Genomic DNA, 21,527 nt, shown 5'->3' with positions numbered 1-21,527 from the left:
GTACGCCATGGATATCTTTCTTCTGACGACGATCATCGCGGCGGCCCTGGTGGTGTTCATCGCTGGATGGCTGCGGGTGGACCTGGTGGGACTGCTGGTGCTGTCCGCCCTGGCCCTGACCGGTCTCGTCTCCCCGCAAGACGCTCTGGCCGGCTTCAGCAGTCCGGCCGTGGTCACGGTTTGGGCCATGTTCATTCTGTCCGCCGGGCTGACCCGCACCGGAGTGGCCCATCAACTGGGCAAGCCGCTGCAACACTTCGCCAAAGGCAGCGAGGCCGTTTTGATCATCGCCCTGATGGTGGCCGCAAGCCTGCTTTCCGCCCTGATCAACACGGTCACCGTGGCCGCGATTTTGTTGCCCGCGACCATGGAACTGGCCCGGCGCAGCGGTCGCCCTCCGTCAAGGCTGTTAATGCCCCTGGCCCTGGGCTGCCTGCTGGGCGGGCCGTTCACCGGGATTTCCACCCCGCCCAACATCCTGGCCACGGACGCCCTGCGCAACGCCGGTTACGCGCCCTTCGCCCTGCTGGACTTCACGCCCATCACCGCGGCCATCGTCGCGGCCGGGATCATCTTCGTGGTGCTCATCGGCCGCCGGATGCTGCCGACCCACAAGCCCGGACCGTCCGCGACGGGACAGCGGGGACGGTCTTCCGGGGCTTCCTACGAGATGGACTCCCATGTTTTCTCCATCACCATCCCGGCCGACTCCCCCCTGGACGGCCGCACCTTGGCCGAAAGCCGGATCGGCTCGGCCCTGTACCTGACCGTGGTGGCCCTGCAACGCAAGGGCATGTTGATGCTGGCCCCCAGGGCCACGGACGTGCTCGAGGCCGGAGACACCGTCATCGTACATGGGCAACCGGAACAGCTCCAACGCTTCCACGGCGACCAGCACCTGCGGGTGGAACCGCTTGGGCATCTGGACGCCCTGTTTTGCGAGCGCACGGCCATTGTCGAAGGCCATGTCGGCGAGCAGTCCCCTCTGGTCGGAACAACCCTGGCCCAAAGCGGCCTGCGGCGGGAGCATCTGGTCCAGGTGCTGCGCGTCCGCACGGTCGAGGGTCGGACCCTCAGGCATCCGCAGTATCACCGCTTCACTCCGGGAGACCGCCTCCTGCTCCAAGGGGAGCGGGAGCCTCTGGACAAGCTGGTTCAAAACGGGATTATCACGGACCCGATCCCGATTCAGACCGGCCCCTTGCGAAATTTGAGGGAAGCTTCCAATGAAAGTTCGGGCGAACTTCGGAGCGTGCTTCCGGGCGGCAAGGTCCACTTTCTGGCCGTGCGGGTGCCGGAGGGCTCGGTACTGGCCGGACGGGATCTGATGGACAGCCGGTTGGGCAACGCCTTCGGCCTGACCGTGGTCAGCATCCTGCGGGACGACGCCATGGTCTGCATGCCCGCGGCCAGTGAAATCGTCCGCCCCGGCGACCTGCTCGTGTTACAGGGCACGGAACGGGACCTGGAGCTGCTGCAAGGCTTGCAGGAACTGACCATCGCCGAGCAGGACAGCGAGCTGCTGGCCGAGCTGGAATCTCAACAGGTGGCCGTGACCGAAGTCCTGCTTTCACCGCGGACCTCCCTGGCCGGAAAGACCCTGGCCGATTTGATGTTTCGGGATCAGTACGGGGTCAGCGTCCTGGCCGTCTGGCGCAAGGGGCGGGCCCATCGGACCGGACTGCAGGACCTGCCCCTTCAGTTCGGGGACGCCCTGCTGGTCCACGGCCCCCGGCGCAGCCTGGAAGCCATTGCCCGCAATCCCGACTTTCTCGTGCTCGACCAGTCCGCGGCCCAGGCCCCGCGTCTGGAAAAGGCCCCCATCGCCGCGACGATCATGCTCAGCGTGGTGCTCAGCGCCATCTTCGGCCTGTTGCCCATTGCCATCGCCGCCCTGGTGGGCTCGACCCTGATGGTCCTCCTCAAATGCATCAGCATGGACGAGGCCTACCGAGCCATTGAGTGGAAGGTCGTCTTCTTGATAGCCTGCATGCTCCCCCTGGGCGTGGCCGTGGAAAACACCGGCGCGGCCCAGATGGGTGCCGAGGCTCTGCTCGCCGTGGTCGGAGACCTCGGCCCCCGCTGGGTGGTCGCGGCCCTGTTCCTGGCCACGGTGCTCGGCACCCAGGTCATCCCCACCGCTGCCCTGGTGGTCCTGATGGCCCCGGTGGCCCTGACTACCGCCGAAACCCTGGCCATCTCGCCCCAATTGCTGATGATGACCGTAGCCATGTCCGCCTCCTCCAGCTACGCCAGCCCGCTGTCCCATCCGGCCCACCTGCTGGTAATGAGTCCCGGCGGCTACCGCTTCGTGGACTACCTGAAACTGGGCGTTCCCCTGACCATCATCTCCATGCTGGTCTGCGTCTGGCTGCTGCCGGTTTTCTTTCCGGCATAGATTCGGCTGTAGTCGGGCAAACCCGTTCTTATCGAAATCGGTATCGAAGTCGAAAAATACTGGTAACTACTCAGCACAGAGAAATTCTGTTGCCGGGGTCGGAATCGGAATCGGGATCGGGATCGAAAACGCTGGGATGCGTTCTAAATTCTTCCTGTTTCGATTCCGATTCCGATAGCGAAGCGCCGACCCCGATACCGATTGCCGGAGCAAGAGCGGGCTCTAAATGTACTGAGTAGTTACAAATACTGCGCATTACTGTAATTACAGCACCTCGTAGGATATGACGTTCATTTCGATTTCGATTTCGATCACGATTTCGATACCGATCCTAATAGCGTGTGAGAATCGAGAACAAATCTCCCATGTTCGGCTGTAGTCGGTTGCTTTGCTTGATGGAGTTGGATAACGGGAAAGTGTATACACGGTTTTCCAGGTAACCGACCGATCCGTGATCGATCAGTTCAAAACGTCGAGAGAGCACCGAGAAATCAGCATCGAAAAAAGGAGGCGCGTCATGTCGTACAACTGGGGACCACTCTTCATCGTGCCCACCGAGGTGTCTCAGGTCTACTCCGGCACGATTCTGCTGCGTGAGGATCTGGACAGGGAATTACTGGCCAAGCAATTGGCGAAACTTAACATCAAGGGCCCGGTTAACAGGATTACCAACCCCTGGTATTACCGGAAGAAAGGCGAAAGCACCTGGGTGAAGATCGGAGAGTCCGAGGACCAGGACACGTATTTTCCGGTCCGATGGGACACCTCCGCCCTGGAGGATGGAGCGTATGAAGTCATGGGCTTCATGCACGTCTTCGTGAAGCAGGAAGGAGGCCAAGAAATCAGCATCGCCCGCCAAAACGTCGTGGACGTGACGGTCAAAAATTGAAATCAACGCGGAGAGGCCCGGATCGCACGGGTCTCCCCGCGTTACGTTCGATCAACCCACCAGCTATCAAGGAACGTCGTTATGCGGCTCCATGCATCTTCTTCTCCGAAGATTACCCTGCACCCGACCCCCGCCGTTATCATCCTGCTCGCCCTGATCACCGTCTACATGCCGATCCCGGCGGCGGCGGATCAAACAGCGGACCAAGCGTCTTCTTCCATCCCTGAATTCATCCCTCGAACCATCGCCGGAATGGAGTTGGTCGAGCTGATCGACGGCCGGCGCGCCGCCGCGATCATCAACCGGATGCATCACGGGGACGTGGCCACCCAAGCCAACTACATTGCCGAATACAAAGGGCCTCCGGGTTCGGCCACGTATTACGTTTCCCTGTACGACGATCCTCGACGGGTCGTGACGGACATGGAAGAGATGGCCGAGATCATGGCCAAGGAAGGCCACGGCTTTTCTCACCTGATGCCCCGCGTCAAAAACGACGTCGTTTTCTACATGGCCTTGGGCCAGGGGCAGGCTCACTATTTCTTCGCCAGGGACCTCGAACTGGTTTGGCTGGCCGTGGACGTGGACGTGGCGGAACTGGCCATTGAAGACGTGCTGTAGTTTGAAATCATTACCGCGAAATCGAACGGCAATTGACCGAACAGGACGCTCGCATCATGCCCATTGACTCCAACCTGCTCCGGGTCACCGTGGACCTTGGCGCAATCCAGGATAATTTTCGGCTGTTGCGCTCCCGGGGGACCGGGCTGATCGCCGTGATCAAATCCGATGCCTACGGTCACGGATTGATCCCCGTTGCCAAAGCCTTGGCGGAGAGCGGGGCGGACTGTTTCGCCGTGGGTACGGTGGCCGAGGCGACCCGATTGCGCCCGGAGGTCCGGGGGACCGTGTTCGCCCTGCTGGGTCCCCAGTCCTCCGAAGAGGCCCGCGAGGCGGTGCAACGCGATATCGTGCCGGTAGCCGCGCGACACGACCAGTTGACGTGGCTCCAGACCGCCGCCGACGCGACAAAGCGCCGGGCCGCGGTGGCCCTGAAGTTCGACACGGGTATGGCCAGGCTGGGCTTTAACCATGCGGAGGTGGACATGGTCCTGGAGACCCTGGCCCACTGCCGCGATGTGGAACCTCGGTGGCTGTTCAGCCACCTGGCCACTGCGGACGACCCCGACCAGGCGGAATTCGTCCGGGAACAGGCGACCCGGTACCTGATCGTCCAGGCCCGTCTCCAGTCCGGCCTCACGACCGCTGGAATACTCCCACGCTGCTCCCTGACCAATTCCGCGGGGCTCCTGGCCTATCCTGAACTGGCCTGGGACCGGCAGCGACCGGGCATCGCCCTTTACGGGGCCAACCCATTCCACGGCACTGAATTGGAATATCTGGGCCGAGATCTGCGCCCGGCCATGCGCGTCCAGGCTCCGGTGCTGGCCGTGCATCCCCTGGCCAAGGGGGCGTCCATCTCCTACGGACGGACCTTTGTCGCGGACCGGGACAAGACCGTGGCCGTGGTCGCCGCCGGGTACGCGGACGCCTATTCACGGGGATTGTCGAACAAGGGCTGGATGCTGCTGCGCGGTCAACGGGTCAAAGTCCTCGGCCGGGTGTGCATGCAGATGACCGCCGTAGACGTGTCCCACGTTCCCGGCGTCGCGCCCGGAGACATGGCCGTGCTGCTGGGCCCGGACGAAGGTGACGCGATTACGCCGGAAGAACTGTCCTCCTGGTGGGGGACAATTCCGTATGAAGTCTTCTGCATGCTGGGAATGAATCCGCGGGAATACGTCGCCTCGTCCGAGGCGAGTCAAGGAGACCTCGATCATGCTCGATCGGATACGTCACCATCAGCCTGGGGATGATCATGACTCGCTGCGACCAGACCACCACGCCGGATAAGTTCGTGGCCCGGGCCGACGAACAGCTTTACCGGGAGAAATCCCAGGGTCGAAACCGGGTCTGCCTTGCCCTGGGGATGGATGATTTCGCGAAATCAACGTGCTGAGGGACACGGAGGACATCGAGCATGCGACGCATTTTTCTGATTTGCCTGGCCATCATGGTTTTCCCGTTCACCGTCTCCACGGCGGCCGGGGAGTTGCGCCTCGCCGTCTACCCCATGACCGACCCCCAGAAACTGCTTCCGCCCATGCGCATCCTGGCCGAGTACCTCAGCGATCGGACCGGGGAAACCATCACCCCGACCATCACCCGTGACTACAATGAAATGGTCCTGCGCCTGGAGGACCGCTCCGTGGATATCGCCTGGCTCAACCCGGTCAACTACCTCAAACTCAAAGAGCGGCTGCCCGCCCTGCAATATATCGCCACCTACATGGAATTCAACCAGGACGCCGGGGAGGTCATCCCCTACTACCACTCCTACATTATCACCTTGAAAGAGAGCGCGATCACGGAATTATCCCAGGCCCAGGACAAAAGAATGGGTTTCACGGACACGGGGTCCACCTCCGGCTACGCCTACCCGGCCATGATGCTCCGCAACCTGGGCATTGAGCCGGAGACGTACTTCCGCAACGTCTTTTTCCTCAAACGCCACGACCGGATCATCGAGGCCCTGGTGGCCGGCTCCATCGACCTGGGCGCGGTTTCCGACGGAACCTACCACAGCGCGGTTCAGACCCACGGAGACATCTTCCGGGTCCTGCTCAAATCCGACCCCATCCCTCTGGACGCCATCGTTTCACCGGGCCACATCAACCCGGAGCGGGCGGCCATGTACCAAGAAGCCCTGGACGCCATGCCACTGGACCATCCCTTCAATACGGCCATGAAAGAGATGGTCGGCTGGCCCGCGGCCGGTTTTTCCGTGCTGGACGATTCCCTGTACGACGGCTTCCGCGAAGCCCTCCGTTAGCCCCTACCCTCGAGCTGACCAGGAGAAGCGGCGCATGGCCCTGAGCGTGAAGATCATGCTGTTGGTACTGGTCCCCTTCAGCCTCTTGCTGGGGGTGAATACGCTGTTCATTCGCCAGTCCGCGCTGCTCCACGACCAAGCTCTGGAGGACCGGGCCGATCTGCAGGCCCTGGCCGTCCAACACTCCGTAAACAGCCTGATTCAGGAAGCCGACTTTTCGGCCACGGTGCTGGCCTCTTCCGCCGACGTCGCCCATGCCGTGGAGACGTCGGACAACCACATGCTTTTCGAATGGAGCAACCAGCTTCGAGGGCGAAGCGACATGGTCGTGGTCACGGATACCGTCGGAACGGTCCTGGCAAGGGCCCCGGACGAGTTTCGTTTCGGGGACGACCGCTCCGAACTGAAAGCGATCCGGCGGACCCTGCAAGAGGGCCAATACCGCAATACCGACATCGTGGACGGGAAGCTGAGCTGGGTTTCCGGGCAAAGAATCGACAAGTACGACGACATCTCCCTGGGCGCGGTCCTGATGGTCATCCACATCACCCCGGAACTGCTCCGGACGTTTACGGATCACCCAAACATCACCCTGGAATTCCGGGAAGGCGACCAACTCATCGCGTCCGCTCCGCAGCCGGGGGACATCCGCCATCAGCGCTATATCTGGCGAGACCAGCTCGGCGATCCCCGCAGTCCGTCCCGGATGACCATGTACCTGAGCGAAGACACGGCGGACCTAAGCCTGGCTCAGCTCAAACGGCAGATGTTCATCGGACCGCTGTTGACCGGTACGATTCTCCTGCTGGGCTTGATCTTCTTTCTACGCCGCTACATGCGCCCCTATTCCCTGGTCGTGGATGCCATGCTCGGCCATGCCGAACGCCCCGAAGACGCCGGAGCGTTCCGGACCAATCTGCGAGTCTTGGGACGGGACCCCGATCACGGAGCGGGTCGGATCGCTCGGGCCCTGCTTCGACTCCTGGATCAAATCGCCGAAGGGACCGCAAAAAACGAACGTTATACCTGTGAACTAACCGAGGCCATGGAGGCCCTGCGGGAAAAAGAACGTTCCCTGCAAAGCATGACCGACAACCTACCCGGATTCGTCTACCGGTGTCGCAACGACCCGAACTGGGCCATGCTCCACGTCAGCGCCGGATGCTTTCAGATCACCGGGCACCACCCCGAGGACTTTCTCTCCGGTCGCGTCGTGTTCAACCAGCTGATCGTGCCGGAGCTGCGCGAGCAAATCTGGCACAAATGGCAACCGATTCTCACCAACCGGGATGTCTTTGAGGAAGAGTTCCCCATCATCCGCGCGGATGGAGGCAAGCGCTGGATCTGGGAACGGGGCCGGGGCGTCTTTTCCAACGATGGCGAACTGCTGTTTCTGGAAGGCTTCATCATGGACGTTACGGATCGCCGTTTGGCCGAAGAACAGCTCAGACACTTGAACGACGATCTCCGTAGGGCGGCCGAAAACGCTGAACTGCTGGCCCGCCAGGCCGAGGCGGCCAGCCGGGCAAAAAGCGACTTCCTGGCCAATATGAGCCACGAAATCCGCACGCCCATGAACGCGATCATCGGCATGTCCCATCTGGCCCTCCTCACGGAACTGACGCCCAAGCAAAAGGACTACATGGCCAAGATCGATTTCGCGGCCAAATCCTTGCTGGGCATTATCAACGATATCCTGGACTTTTCCAAGATCGAGGCCGGCAAAATAACACTGGAGCACACGCCCTTTCGCTTACGGGACGTTTTGAACAACATGGTGTCCATGGTCGGATTCGCGTCTCGGGAAAAGCAGATCACCCTGGACGTCACCGTTGACCCGAACACACCGGACCTCTTTGTCGGCGACCCCCTGCGCCTCGGCCAGGTGCTGACCAACTTGACCATCAATGCCGTCAAGTTCACGCTGCGAGGCGGGGTGCGGGTGCACGTGGAACAGATTCGTAAGGACGACGTTCACGGTTCACGACGAAACGGCAAGCCCGAAAGCGTTGAGCTGCTTTTCACCATCCAGGACACGGGCGTCGGCATCGAACCGGAGAAGCTGCCCAGTCTTTTCCAGCCTTTCTGGCAGGCGGACACCTCCACGACGCGCAAGTTCGGCGGCACCGGCCTGGGCTTGCCCATCAGCAAGCAGTTCGTGGAAATGATGGGCGGGACCATCCGGGCGGAAAGCGAACCAGGCAAGGGCAGCACCTTCTCCTTCACGGTCCGCCTCGATCTCGCCGACCCCGCCGCCATCGAGCAAAATCACACGCCACCCTCCGAAACCCGCTCAGCGCATGAAATCGCCGACGCCTCCCGCCTATCCGGTCGGCGCGTGCTGGTGGTGGAGGACAATGCGCTGAACCGGGACTTGCTCGTGGAACTGTTGACCGACCTGGGCCTGTCCGTGGACATCGCGGTCAACGGCCAAGAAGGCTTGCGCCGGGCGACATCGGAACAGTACGACCTGATCCTGATGGACATTCAAATGCCGTTGGTGGACGGGCTGGAAGCGACGAAGCGCATTCGCGCATTCGAGGTTCATGAAGAGGTTCACGGTTCACGGTTCAACGGTTCAGCGGTTGACGGTATTGGTGTAGGGGCGCACCGCGGTGCGCCCGACGGAGTCGCGCCAAATGCAACATATTCCGGCGCTACCCGGGCCCCAACCGTGAACCGTGAACCCGGAACCGTGAACCATGATCGGCGAACGCCGATCATCGCCATGACCGCCCATGCCATGGTCGACGACCGCCGAAAAAGCCTGGACGCCGGCATGGACGACCACCTGACCAAGCCTGTGGAGCCGGAAGTGCTCAGGCAGGCCTTGTTGCACTGGATACCCGCGAAAGGTGGAAGTCGGGGGTTAGAGGCCAGGAGTCAGGAGTCAGAGGTCGACAGTCAGGAAATGAATGGCGGAATGATCGCGAATCCTCCCCTTCAACCCTCAGCCTTCCCCCCCCAGCCCTCCCTTCCCCTCTCCCTGCCGCCCTTCGATATTCCCAGAGCTTTGGCGCGCTGCAACGGCAAAACGGCCCTGCTGCGCAAACTGCTGCTCTCTTTCGGGAAGGAGTACGAGGGCGCCATGGCCCGATTGCGTGGGCTGATCAAGGAAGGAGACACCGCCGATGCCCGGATATTGGCCCATTCCCTGAAAGGCGTGGCCGCGACGCTGGAGGCCCGCGACCTGTCGGAAGCGTCCAAGGCCGTGGAAATGGCCCTGCGGGCCGACCAAACCGTCGACCTGGACCAGTTGTTGAGCCGGATGGAGGCCGAACTGAACACCGCCCTGGACGCGGTCAAGCGCCTTGCAGAGTCGTCCGGCGATCCACTTCCCGAACTGTCCGGCACGGCCTCCGCGACCGCGTCGAACGGGTCACTGGACCGCGATTCGAATGTGACATCATCACCATTCAGGAGGCGACTCCCATGAAAAAACTGCCCATCGGCATCCAGACGTTCGAGAATATGATTCGAGAGAACTTCGCGTATGTCGATAAAACTTCGTTTGTCGCCGGACTTCGCGATGAGGGGAAATACTACTTCCTCTCCCGGCCCCGACGTTTCGGAAAAAGCCTCTTGCTCAGCACCATCAAGGCCGCGTTTCAGGGCAAGAAGGAGCTGTTCCAGGGGCTGTATCTGGAACACAATTGGGACTGGGAGACCGTCCATCCGGTGGTTCATGTCAGCTTCGGCTCCGGGGTGACGCGCAGCCTGGATGAGCTCCAAGGGGCGTTTTCCTATATCCTGGATGAGCATGCCAAGGCCTACGCGATCACCTCGGTTTACACGGACCTGCGAACCCGGTTTGCCGACTTGATCAAGACCCTGCACGACACATTTGGTCGACAGGTAGTGATTCTGGTGGACGAGTACGACAAGCCGATCCTGGACAACGGTCTACCTGATCGGCGTGGAATTCGAGCCCGAGGAGCGGAACATTGCCGGGTTTGCGTGGGAAGAGGTGGAGAAAAGGTAGAGCGCGCTCCACCTCTTGCTGATGTTGCCACCAACTTCAAACCGGGACTTGACGCCGTTTCTTTCGCCAACTATGTCTACTGAATTCATAGACATTAAGCCGACTCCATGAAGATACCCACGAAAATTCGGTACGGGCTGCGCTTTCTGCTGGACGTGGCCGAGCACGGCGACCAGGGCGTGGTCACCCTGCGCGAGGCGTCGCGGCGGCAGGGCATTTCCCAGAAGTACCTCTGGCAGGTGGTGGCGCCGTTGAAGTCCGCGGGTTTGATCACTGCGGAACGGGGCAAGGACGGCGGGTTCCGGCTGGCCCGCGAGCCCGGCGATGTGACGATCCGGGACGTGTACACGGCCATTGAGGGAGACTGCGCTTTGGTGGGGTGCCTGACCCGGCCCGAAACGTGTCCACGCCACGAGCACTGCGAAGTCCGCGATGTCTGGGATGAAATCAGCCAAGGACTGGGGGATCTGATGCAAGGGATCTCCCTGGAACAGATTCTGGAGCGGGAAAGGAAGCGGCGAACCGCCCAGGGACCGGATTACAGCATCTGAGCCCGCCAAAGAGAGGAAGGAGGCCGCGTCACCATCAACCCCACGGGAGCATCGTCATGAACGGACTGGAAACCATCGCCCTACACGCCGGGCAAGTACCGGACCCGACCACCGGGGCTCGGGCCGTGCCCATCTACCAAACCACTTCCTACGTGTTCCGGGACAGCGCCCATGCCGCGAATCTTTTCGCGCTCAAGGAGTTCGGCAACATCTACACCCGGATCATGAACCCCACCACAGACGTCTTCGAGAAGCGCATCGCTGCCATCGAGGGCGGCACCGGAGCCCTGGCCACGGCCTCGGGCATGGCGGCCATCACCTACGCCCTGCTGACCATCACCCAGGTCGGCGACGAGATCGTGGCTGGCGACAACCTCTACGGCGGCACGTACCAGCTCTTTCACCACACCATGCCCAAACTGGGCCGGACCGTGCGCTTCGTGGACGCCGACGACGTGGAGGCGTTTCGCGCGGCCATCACCGACAAAACCCGGGCCCTGTACATCGAGACCATCGGCAATCCCAAGCTGAACGTACCGGATTTCGAGGCCCTGGCCCAGGTGGCTCACGACGCCGAAATCCCGCTGATCGTGGACAACACCGTGGGCGTCGGCCTGTTCCGGCCTTTTGACCACGGCGCGGACATCGTCGTGTCCTCGGCCACCAAGTACATCGGCGGCCACGGGACCTCCATCGGCGGGGTGATCGTGGATTCCGGCAAGTTCGCCTGGAACAACGGCAAGTTTCCGGAATTCACCGAGCCGGATCCGGGCTATCACGGGCTGGTCTACTGGGACGCCCTGGGCGACGTCCCGGGCATGGGCAACGTGGCCTTCATCCTCAAGGCCCGGGTCAGTTGGCTGCGGGACACCGGGGCGGCGCTGAGCCCTTTCAACGCCCACCAATTCCTGATCGGCCTGGAAACCCTGACCCTGCGCCAGGCGCGTCACTCTCAAAACGCCCTGGAAATGGCCCGCTGGCTCGCCGCCCATCCCTCCGTGGCCTGGGTCAATTACCCCGGCCTGCCGGACAGCCCGAACCACGCCATGGCCGGCAGATATCTCAAGAAGGGCTTCGGCGGCATTCTCGGCTTCGGAATCAAGGGCGGCACACAGGCCGCGACGCGATTCATCGATTCGGTCCAGTTGCTCTCGCACCTGGCCAACATCGGCGACGCCAAGACCCTGGTCATCCATCCGGCCTCCACCACGCACCAGCAATTGACCGCCGAGGAGCAGGCCGCCACCGGCGTGACCCAAGACTATATCCGCTTGTCCGTGGGCCTGGAACACGTGGACGACCTCAAGGCCGATATGGACCAAGCCCTGCGCAAGGCCGTCGGCTAGCAGTCCGTTGAAAAACTCCCAATTGCCTTGTCGCCAAAAAAAGTTCAAACTCTCACGTATGAAGAAATACGCTTCGAGCTTGAGCCTTTTAGCTCCTTGCAACTGTTTTTTTTGAACGGACTGCCGAAGAATGACTTTCCGACACCCAGCCAGCAGCCCACCCATATCTTTCACCTGCTTCGTCACCACCGGAGAATCCTTATGGCCCGCATTTATGACGACAATTCCCTGTCCATCGGCAATACGCCTCTGGTCCGGCTGCAACGGATCATCCCCAACAAGAAGGTCAAGGTTCTGGCCAAAGTCGAGGGCCGCAACCCGGCCTATTCGGTGAAATGCCGCATCGGCGCGTCCATGATCTGGGACGCGGAAAAGCGTGGTCTGCTGGGACCGGACACGGAGATCATCGAACCCACCAGCGGCAACACCGGCATCGCCCTGGCCTACGTGTGCGCGGCCAAGGGCTACAAGCTGACCCTGACCATGCCCGAGACCATGAGCGTGGAGCGGCGGCGGGTCCTGGCCGCGTTCGGCGCGAGGCTGATCCTGACCCCGGGGCCGGAAGGCATGAAGGGGGCCGTGGCCCGGGCCGAAGCCCTGGCCGCGGAAGACCCCAAGCGTTGGTTTCTGCCGCAGCAGTTCATGAACCCGGCCAATCCGGCCATTCACGAGGTCACCACCGGCCCGGAGATCTGGAACGACACCGACGGGGAGATCGACGTGCTGATCTCCGGCGTGGGCACCGGCGGGACCATCAGCGGCATCTCCCGGTTCATCAAGCACCAGAAGGGCAGGCAGATTCTGTCCGTGGCCGTGGAACCCAGGGAAAGCCAGGTGATCTCCCAAACCCTGGCCGGAGAGGAACTCAAACCCGGCCCGCACAAGATCCAGGGCATCGGCGCGGGCTTCATCCCCAAGACCCTGGACCTGTCCGTGGTGGACAGGGTCGAAGCGGTGGAAAGCATGGAGGCCGTGGAGTTCGCCCGCCGCCTGGCCCTGGAAGAGGGTCTGCTCTGCGGCATCTCCTGCGGCGCCGCCGCGGCCGCCGCGGCCCGCCTGTCCACCCAGCCGGAATTCGAAGGCAAAACCATGGTGGTCATCCTGCCCGATGCCGGAGAGCGCTACCTGTCCACCGTGTTGTTTGAGGGTGTAGGTTGAGTACTTTTCGCTGAACAACAGAAAACAACCCTCGCATCCAGCGCCGGGAGATCGTTTTTTCGATCTTCCGGCGTTTTTTTGTCGCCCGCCTCGGTCCATCCGGCGGCGTATGTTGACGCGCCGGGCGCGAGATTCCGGCCAAAATCATCCCAAAAAGGACATCCCAGGTTGTTTTACGCACGTTCTCTCTTTGTTACAAACTGTCCAAACTCTGAAAAGGATCACCAGCACCCTAAAACATTATGAACAAAGCCGAAACACTTTCACGGTCATTTGGCAGCCGGCTCAAATACTTGCGCACGCTCAAGGGCATGACCCAGGCCGAATTGGCGGTCCGGGTCGGGTTGAGTGTGAAGCACGTCGGTCGGATCGAACGGGGCGAGGCCTCGCCTTCCTTCTCGCTGATCCGGGACTTGGCCCGGGTGCTGAACACTCCGCCCTTGAACTTCTTCCTGTATTTTGATCCGGTTCCGACCGTCCGGGAAAAATCGTCACCTTGTCCGGAAAATACGCCCTTGATGCCGTCGAATGGCCGGTTTTGCTTCATGGCCCTTTTAGCGACCTGGTTTTTGGGAGGGCCGGACCTGAAACCGTACTGGTCCGAGTCTTTGTACGTTTTGCTGGGATACGCGCCTTATTCCGTCAAGCCGTCGACCAAACGCTTCCTCCGGCATGTCCACCCGTCCCAACAGGACTCCGCGGCTCGTTTTTTAGAGATGGCGGCTCAGGGACGGCCGGATTCCGGCATGCAGGTCGACATCACGACCAAACATGGCCGAGACCGCAAGCTAATGCTCAATCCGGACACGTTTCGAACGAGTCCGCATAACCCAGCGACAATGCAACTGATCATTCAGGACGTCACGGACTGCATGACCCTGAACCAGGCCGTCACGCTTCGCCAGGAGGAACTGGAAGCGTACGTGGTCCAAAAAAACCAGGCACTCGCCGAAGCGGCAGAAAAGTACAAGCTGGAGGCCGAACAGCGCAAACAAGCCGAAAAAGGCCTGCGCATCTTCGAGCAAATGGTGGACAGCTCCCACGACGCCCAGGCGTTTGTCGACGCCGACGGCGCGATCGTCGCGGTCAACAGGCAATATGAAGCCCTGATGGGGGTGTCGGCCGATGAAGTCGAGGGCAGGCAATGGACTGAGTTCCTGATCGACTATTGGGGCCGGGAGGACTTTGAGAGGGTTATGCGGCCCAGAGTCGAAAAAGCGCTTACCGGTGAAGAGCAGTGCTCCTTTCACGAGTGGCGAACCTACCGGGACGGCAGCCGCAAATACGTTCACGTTATTTACACCCCTTGCCGGAGGAACGGAGACGTCGCCGGCGTGGTGGTCACGATCCACGACCTGAGCTCTTTCATGGAGATCCATGAACGTCTCGAACAGCGCGAGCGTCTGCATCGTCAGGTCTTGGAAACGGCCAACGAAGGCATCGTCATGGTGGACGCGGAGCAGCGGATCACCTTCGCCAACAAGAATATTGAGACATTGTTTGGTTACACTTCCGAGGAGGTGCTGGATACCTTCGCACTTGCATATGTGCATCCGGAAGACTTGGATATTGTGCATACCCAATCCGCCAAAAACCGCGCCGGGAGTACTGTTCGTTACCTCATCCGCTTGATCCATAAAAATGGTCGCGCAATTTGGACCTTCCATTCCGCCTCTCCATTCATTGACTCCAAGAAGAAGTTCAACGGGACCCTGATCATGATGATGGACGTTACGGAATTGAAGCTCGCAAACGAATCACTTCAAAAACGTGACAAGCTGTTGGAACTGGGAGCCGAAGCCACGGTGAGCCTGCTGCGGGAGACGGACCAGGAACAGGTGATCTCCGACATTCTGGCAAGGTTAGGGCGGATCACCGATTCGGACCGGGTTTACATCTTCAGAAACCAGGAAGAAGCAGGGACCGGACGGATGAGGACCAAGCAGATCTTCGAATGGGTCATGCCCGGCATATCCCCTCAGATCGACAATCCGGAACTCCAAAACGCCCCATATGACGAAGTTTTTCCTCGTTGGCTCAGGGAAATGAAAACCGGAAGGTGTATCAAAGGGTTGGTCCGAAGTTTCCCGGAAATGGAGCGAGCTCTTCTCGAGTCCCAGGAAATCCAAAGTCTGCTTGCGGTCCCAATTCGCGTTGACGGCTTTTTCTGGGGATTTCTCGGCTTCGACGCCGTGCGCCAGCCCAGGACCTGGACCTCCGCGGAAGAGAACGCTTTACGCATCATTGCCACGGCCATCGGCGCGGCGATCATGCGCAACGCCTCTGAAGCGACCATCGCCAGTCAGTATTCTCTGCTGGAGGGGTTGTTCGAGAACATTCCCCTGGGAATCGTCGTCTGGGATCGGGCGGGCAACCTCCTGAAGAGCAACAACGGATTTCACGAAATGACAGGGTACCCACCCGGCTGCATTCGCACGCTTGAGGACTGGTTTCCCCTGGCCTATCCAGACGAAAGACGGCGAAAAGAGGCCCTGGAGTACTGGAAACAGTCGCCACTGGAAGCCGCCAAGACAATCCGGGACTATCCGGTGACCTGCGCGAACGGCGTAGCCAAACATGTCGAATTTCGAGTAAATCGCCTCGCTGACGGCTGTTCCATCATAACCATGACCGACGTCACCCAGCGCAAGCTGGCCGAGCAGGCCTCGCGGGAAGGCCACAAAGAATTCAAGACTCTTGCCGAAAAGTGCCCTATCTCCATCATGCGTTTTGATCACCAAGGCCGCGTAACCTTTGTCAACGACTGGCACATGAAGGTGTTTGCCCGGGAAAAACTGGAAAAAAGCTTTTTTATAGGCAAACTCATCCATGAATTGCCGGGATTGGTGAAGGCTGGAGTCGGCGAAGAAGTGACCAGAATCCTCAGGGGAGAAAGCATCGAACTCAAAGAAGTTTTTTTTCCGGAATTCATGGGAGGACATTCCGGTTGGGCAAGTATTCGCGGGGAGCCCATCATCACGGAAGGCAAGGTGGCGGGAGGCGTGTTGATCCGGGAGGACATCACCCATCGCAAGCTGACCGAGCAGGCTCTGGAAGAACACCGTGAAGAATTGAAAACGCTCCTGGCGGATAAGGACAAATTTCTCTCCATCATCGCCCATGACCTGCGTTCCCCCATGTCCGGGCTCTTGGGATTGGCCAGGATGGTGGTCGAGGAGGATGGTGGTCTGTCCCCGAAAGAGCTGTGGAAGATCGCGAAAATCATGGGTAAGACCGTGGGCGATCTTTTCGCGTTGTTGGAGAATTTACTGGACTGGTCGCGGATGCAGCGCGGGTTGACGGCATTCGAGCCGGTCCCGTGCGTATTGCGCGAAGTGATCGCCAACAACATGGGGCTTCTTCGTCCGGCGGCCATCCAAAAGCAGGTCGCCATGAATAACATGGTGGCCTCGGAATTGGTCGTTTTCGCGGACCGGGCCATGCTCAACACGGTGATCCGCAACCTGCTCTCCAACGCCCTCAAGTTCACGGTGCGCGGGGGAAAGGTGGACGTCCTCGCGGAGGAAATGAATCAAGAGTCCACCGTCGTTGTTCAAGATTCCGGTGTGGGCATGGATCAGGAAACCTTGAACAACATCTTCGCTTTAGCCCGAAAAACGAGCAGCCCGGGAACGGAGGGAGAAACCGGCAGCGGCCTGGGACTGATCCTGTGCAAGGAATTCGTGGAGCGACATGGCGGTCGAATTTGGGCGAAAAGCGCTCCAGGCCTTGGCTCGATCTTTTTCTTCACGCTCCCGCGAAGTTGAGCGGCTTCATTTTTTCAAACCAGATCCACAAAGCCCATTGACATTTTCTTGCTTCTTGCATAAACACCGTTTCCTTCAGGGCGGGATGGGCGGATAGCTCAGCTGGGAGAGCATCGGCCTTACAAGCCGAGGGTCACAGGTTCGATCCCTGTTCCGCCCACCACACAATATGCGGGGCCGTAGTTAAGCTGGTTATAACGCCGGCCTGTCACGTCGGAGGGCGCGGGTTCAAGTCCCGTCGGCCCCGCCAGAATTCAAAGCCCGAACGGGCTTGCGCTAAAGGCCGGGAGTTTTCTCCCGGCCTTTTTTGTTGGCGCGCCCCCTCATCCGCTCTTTTCATTCCCCGAAACATATTTTTTCGCTCTCCGAGCGGTTTGCCCCTTGTGCCTTTGCTTGTTTTCAAGTAGCCGGAGATCAGGAGTGCGAAGATCGGGAGCCACGCCTGATCTTCCCGGTCCGAGGTTTCCGATCAATAGCCGGACCCGGGCCGAATAAACGGCTGCTCCTGAGGTTTGAGGCTTGGCGGAGAGGACAACATTGAAAAGCGGCCCGCTGTCGGGCGACCGGTCTTGCTTGCTTGCACGCGGTCTAACGTAAACTGGAGATTCTCGCATGGACAACAAACTGTACGTCGGCAACCTTTCCTATTCGACCACCGAAGACGATCTGCACGCTCTGTTCTCGGATGCAGGCTCGGTACAATCCGTCGCCGTCATCAAGGACCGCGACTCTGGACGCTCCAAAGGCTTCGGCTTTGTGGAAATGAGTTCCGACGAGGACGCCCAGAAGGCCATTGATCTGTTTCATGGCACTGATTATCAAGGACGCCCCCTGACGGTGAACGTGGCTCGCCCTCGGGAAGATCGTCCCCGGTTTGACGGTGGTGGCGGCGGCAAGGGCCGACGCTCCGGTGGTGGGGGCGGCAGGCAGCGCGACTGGTAGAACCCGACCTTTTTCTTCAATCAAAAAAACCGCCCAGGCCGTATCCCTGCCTGGGCGGTTTTTTTTTGTAACTACTCAGCACAAAAGTAATTCTGTTGCCGGGGTCGGAATCGGAATCGAAATCGGGATCGAAAACGCCGGGATGCGTTCTAAATTCTTCCTGTTTCGATTCCGACTCCGATAGCGTAGCGCCGACCCCGACACCGATTGCCGGTGCAAGATCGGACACAAAATGTACTGAGTAGTTACGTTTTTTTGTCTTCGGTCGGCTCCCGCGACGTTCAGTCCAGAGGATACCCTCTGGGCGTGAGCAGCCTCGCGCCCAGGGCGCGGGTCTGGCTGTTGCCGATGAAGAGGATGCTCAACATGTCCACCCGGTCCACGGGGAGCGTGGCCAGGGTCCACACCGAAACCTCCTGACCCGGACGGAAGGCGTTGCGGACCAAGCCAACAGGGGTTTCGGGGACCAGATGTTCAGCCGCGACCTCCAGAGCCTTGGCCAGTTGCCAGTCCCGGCCCCTGGAGCGGGGATTGTACAGAACCAACACGAAATCGGCCTGACTGGCGTGATCGATGCGTCGTAAAATGCGCTCCCAGGGGGTGAGCAGGTCGCTTAAGCTGATCACCGCGAAATCGTGCATCAGGGGTGCGCCCAGCAGGGCCGCGGCCGCGGCCAGAGCCGGAATCCCGGGGACGACCTCGAAATCCACACGGTCCAACGCCCCGCGCTGTTCCAGGATTTCCAGGCACGGCCCGGCCATGCCGTAGATCCCGGCGTCTCCGCTGCTGACCAGGGCCGTATCCACCCCAGCTAGCGCCAGGTCCACGGCTTGGTTGCAACGCTCCACCTCCCGGCGCATGCCCGAGGCCAGAACCTGTTTTCCGGCCAGGAGTTCCCTGGGGATCAGATCAATATACACGTCGTAGCCCAGGATGGCCTGGGACCGCTCCAGAATGTCCCGAGCCTGGGGCGTCAGCAGCTCCGGACTCCCCGGCCCCAGACCGACAACGGAAAGACGACCAGGGGAGAGAACCGGCGCGGAGGGTGAATGGTCGGCATTGGGCAAATGAGTCATGATCGTGCTCGGTTGGTCTGTTCGTTTGCGGTCAATCGCATAAACCGGTCGGGGCGCGGCGCAGGGCCACGGCCAATGTCAATGCAACGCCCTTGGTCTTGGCCACCAGCAGCGTGTCGGTGCGGGCCAGGAGCAAGGCCGCGGCCTCGCAGACGCTCCTGGTGCCGACCAGTCGGGCCGCGGTCTCGGATGGATTCGGCGTCCGGACGGCTTGGAGTTGTTCCGGGAAAAAAAACGTCACGTTCGCGCCCAGGGCCGTGGCGGCTGAACGCAGCCCCGGTTCCACGGATCTGGCCTGGACCGTGCCCAGCGCGGCCAGGCTGGGCAGGGCCAGTTCGTTTTTGTCGAACACCTCGCGGACAAAGGCGGTAATCGACGCCTCACTCACGCCCCGGTGGCAGCCTAGCCCGGCCATCAGGCAGCGCGGGTGCAGACCGAGAATCGCCGGTTCACCAAGCGGTTCGCCGATCGATTCACCAAAATGTCGAGCGGGCGGGCGCTTCCAGGACACCCAGATCCCGGGCCGGTCGTCCCGCCACGCCTCGACGTCCGGGACCCGCTCGAACAGCGCCCCGTGGCCCATCTCACATAATCGCGTCCAAAGGCAGTCTTCCGTATCCAGCACCTGGACGATCTCCCCGTCCAGCAAGGCCGCGGCGAGAGCGGCGAAGCGCTCCGGACGGTCCGCGACAAGCCCCAGTTCCCGGGCCAGGATATCCAAAGCCGGCAGCCCGGCCGTGTCCGTGGCCGTGGTGATCACGGCTTGGCCCCCGGAGATTCGGGCCACTTCCCGGGCCAAGTCGTTAGCCCCGCCCAGGTGTCCGCCCACCAGGCTGACGGCGTGGCGTCCGTCCTGATCCAGGACCACCACTCCCGGGTCCGATGTCTTGTTCCGTAACAGCGGGCCGACGCACCGGACCACGATGCCGGAGGCCGCGACGCAGACGTGGCGGCGAAAGCGGAAGAAGTGTTCGGAAAAGGCCGATGTAAAGCGGTGGAACGTCCGTTCGCCGGAATCGATGGCGTATTTTTCGGGAACGAACAGAATCGCGCCCAGCCCGACGGCGATCCGCCGGGCCAGGTCGCAACCGCGAGAGGTCAGGGCCCAGACCGCGGTGGAAGACGAATCAACAACGCCCTGGGCATCCGCGAAAAGGGAACCGTTAGAAATGGACGGTTCGGCAGGCATCCAGGGTCCGCTCAAAGTCCTCGTCGGTATGCGCGAAGGAGGTGAAGGCGCACTCGAAGCCCGAGGGCGCCAGGGCCACTCCGGCGTCGCGCATCTGGCGGAAAAAGGAGGCATAGGTCGCGGAGTCGGACTTGGACGCCGTGGCAAAATCCGTGACCGGGTCCGTAGCGAAGAACAAGGTGAACATCGAGGCCATGCAGTTGAGCTGCACGGTTACGCCGCGCTCTTCCAGGACGCTTTTCAGTTCCGAGGCCAGGGCCTTGGTTCGGATGGTCAAGTCCATGTAGTCGGCCTTGGCCAATTCCTTGAGGGTCGCCACCCCGGCGGCCATGGCCACCGGGTTTCCGGACAGGGTCCCGGCCTGGTACACGTCACCGCACGGCGCGATGCGGGACATGATCTCCCGCCGTCCGCCGTACGCGCCCACCGGAAATCCGCCGCCGATGATCTTGCCCAGGCAGGTCAGGTCCGGAATCACGCCGAAGACGTTCTGAGCCCCGCCGTAGGCCAAACGAAAGCCGGTGATCACCTCGTCGAAAATAAGCAGCGCCCCGTGCCGGTCGGTCAGCACGCGCAAGGTGGGTAAGAATCCGGGCTGGGGCAAAACCATGCCCATGTTCCCGGCCACGGGTTCGACGATCACTGCTGCAATCTCGTCGCCATGTTCCCGGAACAGCGCTTCCACGGCGTCCAGGTCATTATATGGGGCCAGCAGGGTGTCCGCGACCACGGCCTCGGGAACGCCGGGCGTGCCGGGGATGGACAGGGTGGCCACCCCGGAGCCGGCGCTGGCCAGGAAGGCGTCGCTGTGGCCGTGATAGCACCCCACGAACTTGACCACCTTGTTGCGCCCGGTGAAGCCGCGAGCCAGACGCAGGGCGCTCATGGTCGCCTCGGTTCCGGAATTGACCATCCGGACCATGTCCACTCCGGGCAAGGCAGCCGTGAGCAGCTCGGCCAGTTCCACCTCCGCCTGGCAGGGCGCGCCGAAGCTGGCGCCCTGATCCACGGCCTTGTGCACGGCCTCCACCACGGCGGGATGGGAATGCCCGAGAAGCATCGGGCCCCAGGACATGACGTAGTCGATGAGTTCGCGGCCTTCCACGGTCCACATCTTCGAGCCTTGGGCCTTGGCGATGAACAGAGGGTCGCTCTGAACGCTCAGACAGGCCCGCACCGGACTGTTCACCCCGCCCGGAATCAGCTCCTGGGCCTTGGCGAACAAGGTTTTCGAATCAGACATGATTCTCCTCGCGATACGCTATAGGTTCGTAATTAGCTGGAAAATGGCAATTATAGTTTGTTTTCAAAATACCGTAGGGTTGGCCTTGGGTCA

The 21,527-nt window shown here is 61.0% G+C and carries 16 protein-coding genes and 2 tRNA genes; 15 read left to right on the top strand and 3 right to left on the bottom strand.

All coding sequences use genetic code 11. From position 1 onward, the window contains the following. The first annotated feature begins 7 nt into the window (after nucleotides 1–7). From DESLA_RS0114655 to rbp, 15 genes are all read left to right on the top strand, one after another. Entirely contained in the window at nucleotides 8–2,398 is a 2,391-nt protein-coding gene (locus tag DESLA_RS0114655; RefSeq protein WP_028573044.1) for an SLC13 family permease, read from the top strand. A gap of 517 nt (nucleotides 2,399–2,915) precedes the next feature. After that, complete coding sequence (locus DESLA_RS0114650; RefSeq protein WP_028573043.1) at nucleotides 2,916–3,287, top strand: hypothetical protein; 372 nt, start codon at nucleotides 2,916–2,918, stop codon at nucleotides 3,285–3,287. An 81-nt stretch (nucleotides 3,288–3,368) separates the two neighbouring features. Beyond that, entirely contained in the window at nucleotides 3,369–3,908 is a 540-nt protein-coding gene (locus DESLA_RS0114645; RefSeq protein WP_028573042.1) for a hypothetical protein, read from the top strand. Nucleotides 3,909–3,964: 56 nt separating this feature from the next. After that, entirely contained in the window at nucleotides 3,965–5,164 is a 1,200-nt protein-coding gene (alr, locus tag DESLA_RS20725; protein ID WP_084032229.1) for an alanine racemase, read from the top strand. A gap of 2 nt (nucleotides 5,165–5,166) precedes the next feature. After that, nucleotides 5,167–5,307, top strand: a complete 141-nt coding sequence (locus DESLA_RS22555; RefSeq protein WP_211239062.1) for a GGDEF domain-containing protein — start codon at nucleotides 5,167–5,169, stop codon at nucleotides 5,305–5,307. A gap of 21 nt (nucleotides 5,308–5,328) precedes the next feature. Beyond that, the gene (locus tag DESLA_RS0114630) at nucleotides 5,329–6,180 is read left to right on the top strand and encodes a phosphate/phosphite/phosphonate ABC transporter substrate-binding protein (protein ID WP_028573041.1); all 852 of its coding nucleotides are present in this window, start codon (nucleotides 5,329–5,331) and stop codon (nucleotides 6,178–6,180) included. 34 nt (nucleotides 6,181–6,214) lie between these two features. Further along, the gene (locus DESLA_RS21920; RefSeq protein ID WP_051434718.1) at nucleotides 6,215–9,616 is read left to right on the top strand and encodes a hybrid sensor histidine kinase/response regulator; all 3,402 of its coding nucleotides are present in this window, start codon (nucleotides 6,215–6,217) and stop codon (nucleotides 9,614–9,616) included. Continuing rightward, nucleotides 9,613–10,245 carry an AAA family ATPase gene (locus DESLA_RS0114620; RefSeq protein WP_028573040.1) on the top strand — a complete coding sequence of 211 codons (633 nt, stop codon included), beginning with the start codon at nucleotides 9,613–9,615 and terminating at the stop codon, nucleotides 10,243–10,245. Before DESLA_RS21920 ends, DESLA_RS0114620 begins: the two co-directional genes overlap by 4 nt. A 24-nt stretch (nucleotides 10,246–10,269) precedes the next feature. Continuing rightward, nucleotides 10,270–10,713 (top strand): RrF2 family transcriptional regulator, encoded by a 444-nt coding sequence (locus tag DESLA_RS20715; protein WP_035261900.1) that lies wholly within the window; start codon nucleotides 10,270–10,272, stop codon nucleotides 10,711–10,713. Between the two features lie 56 nt (nucleotides 10,714–10,769). After that, nucleotides 10,770–12,059 carry an O-acetylhomoserine aminocarboxypropyltransferase/cysteine synthase family protein gene (locus tag DESLA_RS0114610; RefSeq protein ID WP_028573039.1) on the top strand — a complete coding sequence of 430 codons (1,290 nt, stop codon included), beginning with the start codon at nucleotides 10,770–10,772 and terminating at the stop codon, nucleotides 12,057–12,059. 201 nt (nucleotides 12,060–12,260) lie between these two features. Beyond that, entirely contained in the window at nucleotides 12,261–13,217 is a 957-nt protein-coding gene (gene cysK / locus DESLA_RS0114605) for a cysteine synthase A (RefSeq protein WP_028573038.1), read from the top strand. Between the two features lie 242 nt (nucleotides 13,218–13,459). Beyond that, nucleotides 13,460–16,984: a PAS domain S-box protein gene (locus tag DESLA_RS21915; protein WP_051434717.1), complete on the top strand. Its 3,525-nt coding sequence runs from the start codon at nucleotides 13,460–13,462 to the stop codon at nucleotides 16,982–16,984. 87 nt (nucleotides 16,985–17,071) lie between these two features. After that, nucleotides 17,072–17,147, top strand: a tRNA-Val gene (locus tag DESLA_RS0114595). A 10-nt stretch (nucleotides 17,148–17,157) separates the two neighbouring features. Further along, nucleotides 17,158–17,234, top strand: a tRNA-Asp gene (locus DESLA_RS0114590). A 362-nt stretch (nucleotides 17,235–17,596) separates the two neighbouring features. Beyond that, nucleotides 17,597–17,926: an RNA-binding regulator gene (rbp, locus tag DESLA_RS0114585; RefSeq protein WP_028573037.1), complete on the top strand. Its 330-nt coding sequence runs from the start codon at nucleotides 17,597–17,599 to the stop codon at nucleotides 17,924–17,926. A gap of 281 nt (nucleotides 17,927–18,207) precedes the next feature. Here the strand turns inward: rbp and cobJ are convergent, their stop codons facing one another. Genes cobJ through hemL form a run of 3 tightly spaced genes read right to left on the bottom strand, consistent with a single transcriptional unit; the run spans nucleotide 18,208 to nucleotide 21,434 of the window. Then, on the bottom strand, nucleotides 18,208–19,002 hold the full coding sequence (gene cobJ / locus DESLA_RS0114580) for a precorrin-3B C(17)-methyltransferase (protein WP_051434716.1): 795 nt from the start codon (nucleotides 19,000–19,002) through the stop codon (nucleotides 18,208–18,210). Nucleotides 19,003–19,033: 31 nt separating this feature from the next. Continuing rightward, the gene (locus tag DESLA_RS0114575; RefSeq protein WP_051434715.1) at nucleotides 19,034–20,191 is read right to left on the bottom strand and encodes a cobalt-precorrin 5A hydrolase; all 1,158 of its coding nucleotides are present in this window, start codon (nucleotides 20,189–20,191) and stop codon (nucleotides 19,034–19,036) included. Beyond that, on the bottom strand, nucleotides 20,166–21,434 hold the full coding sequence (gene hemL / locus DESLA_RS0114570) for a glutamate-1-semialdehyde 2,1-aminomutase (RefSeq protein ID WP_028573034.1): 1,269 nt from the start codon (nucleotides 21,432–21,434) through the stop codon (nucleotides 20,166–20,168). The genes DESLA_RS0114575 and hemL overlap by 26 nt, the downstream gene beginning before the upstream one ends. Nucleotides 21,435–21,527: the final 93 nt, after the last annotated feature.

Origin of the sequence: Desulfonatronum lacustre DSM 10312 (assembly GCF_000519265.1) — a bacterium.
In the GTDB taxonomy this organism is placed as follows: Bacteria; Desulfobacterota; Desulfovibrionia; order Desulfovibrionales; family Desulfonatronaceae; genus Desulfonatronum; species Desulfonatronum lacustre.
The sequence above is the reverse complement of the archived record's forward strand: the minus strand, read 5'-3'. Positions and strand labels throughout refer to the sequence as shown.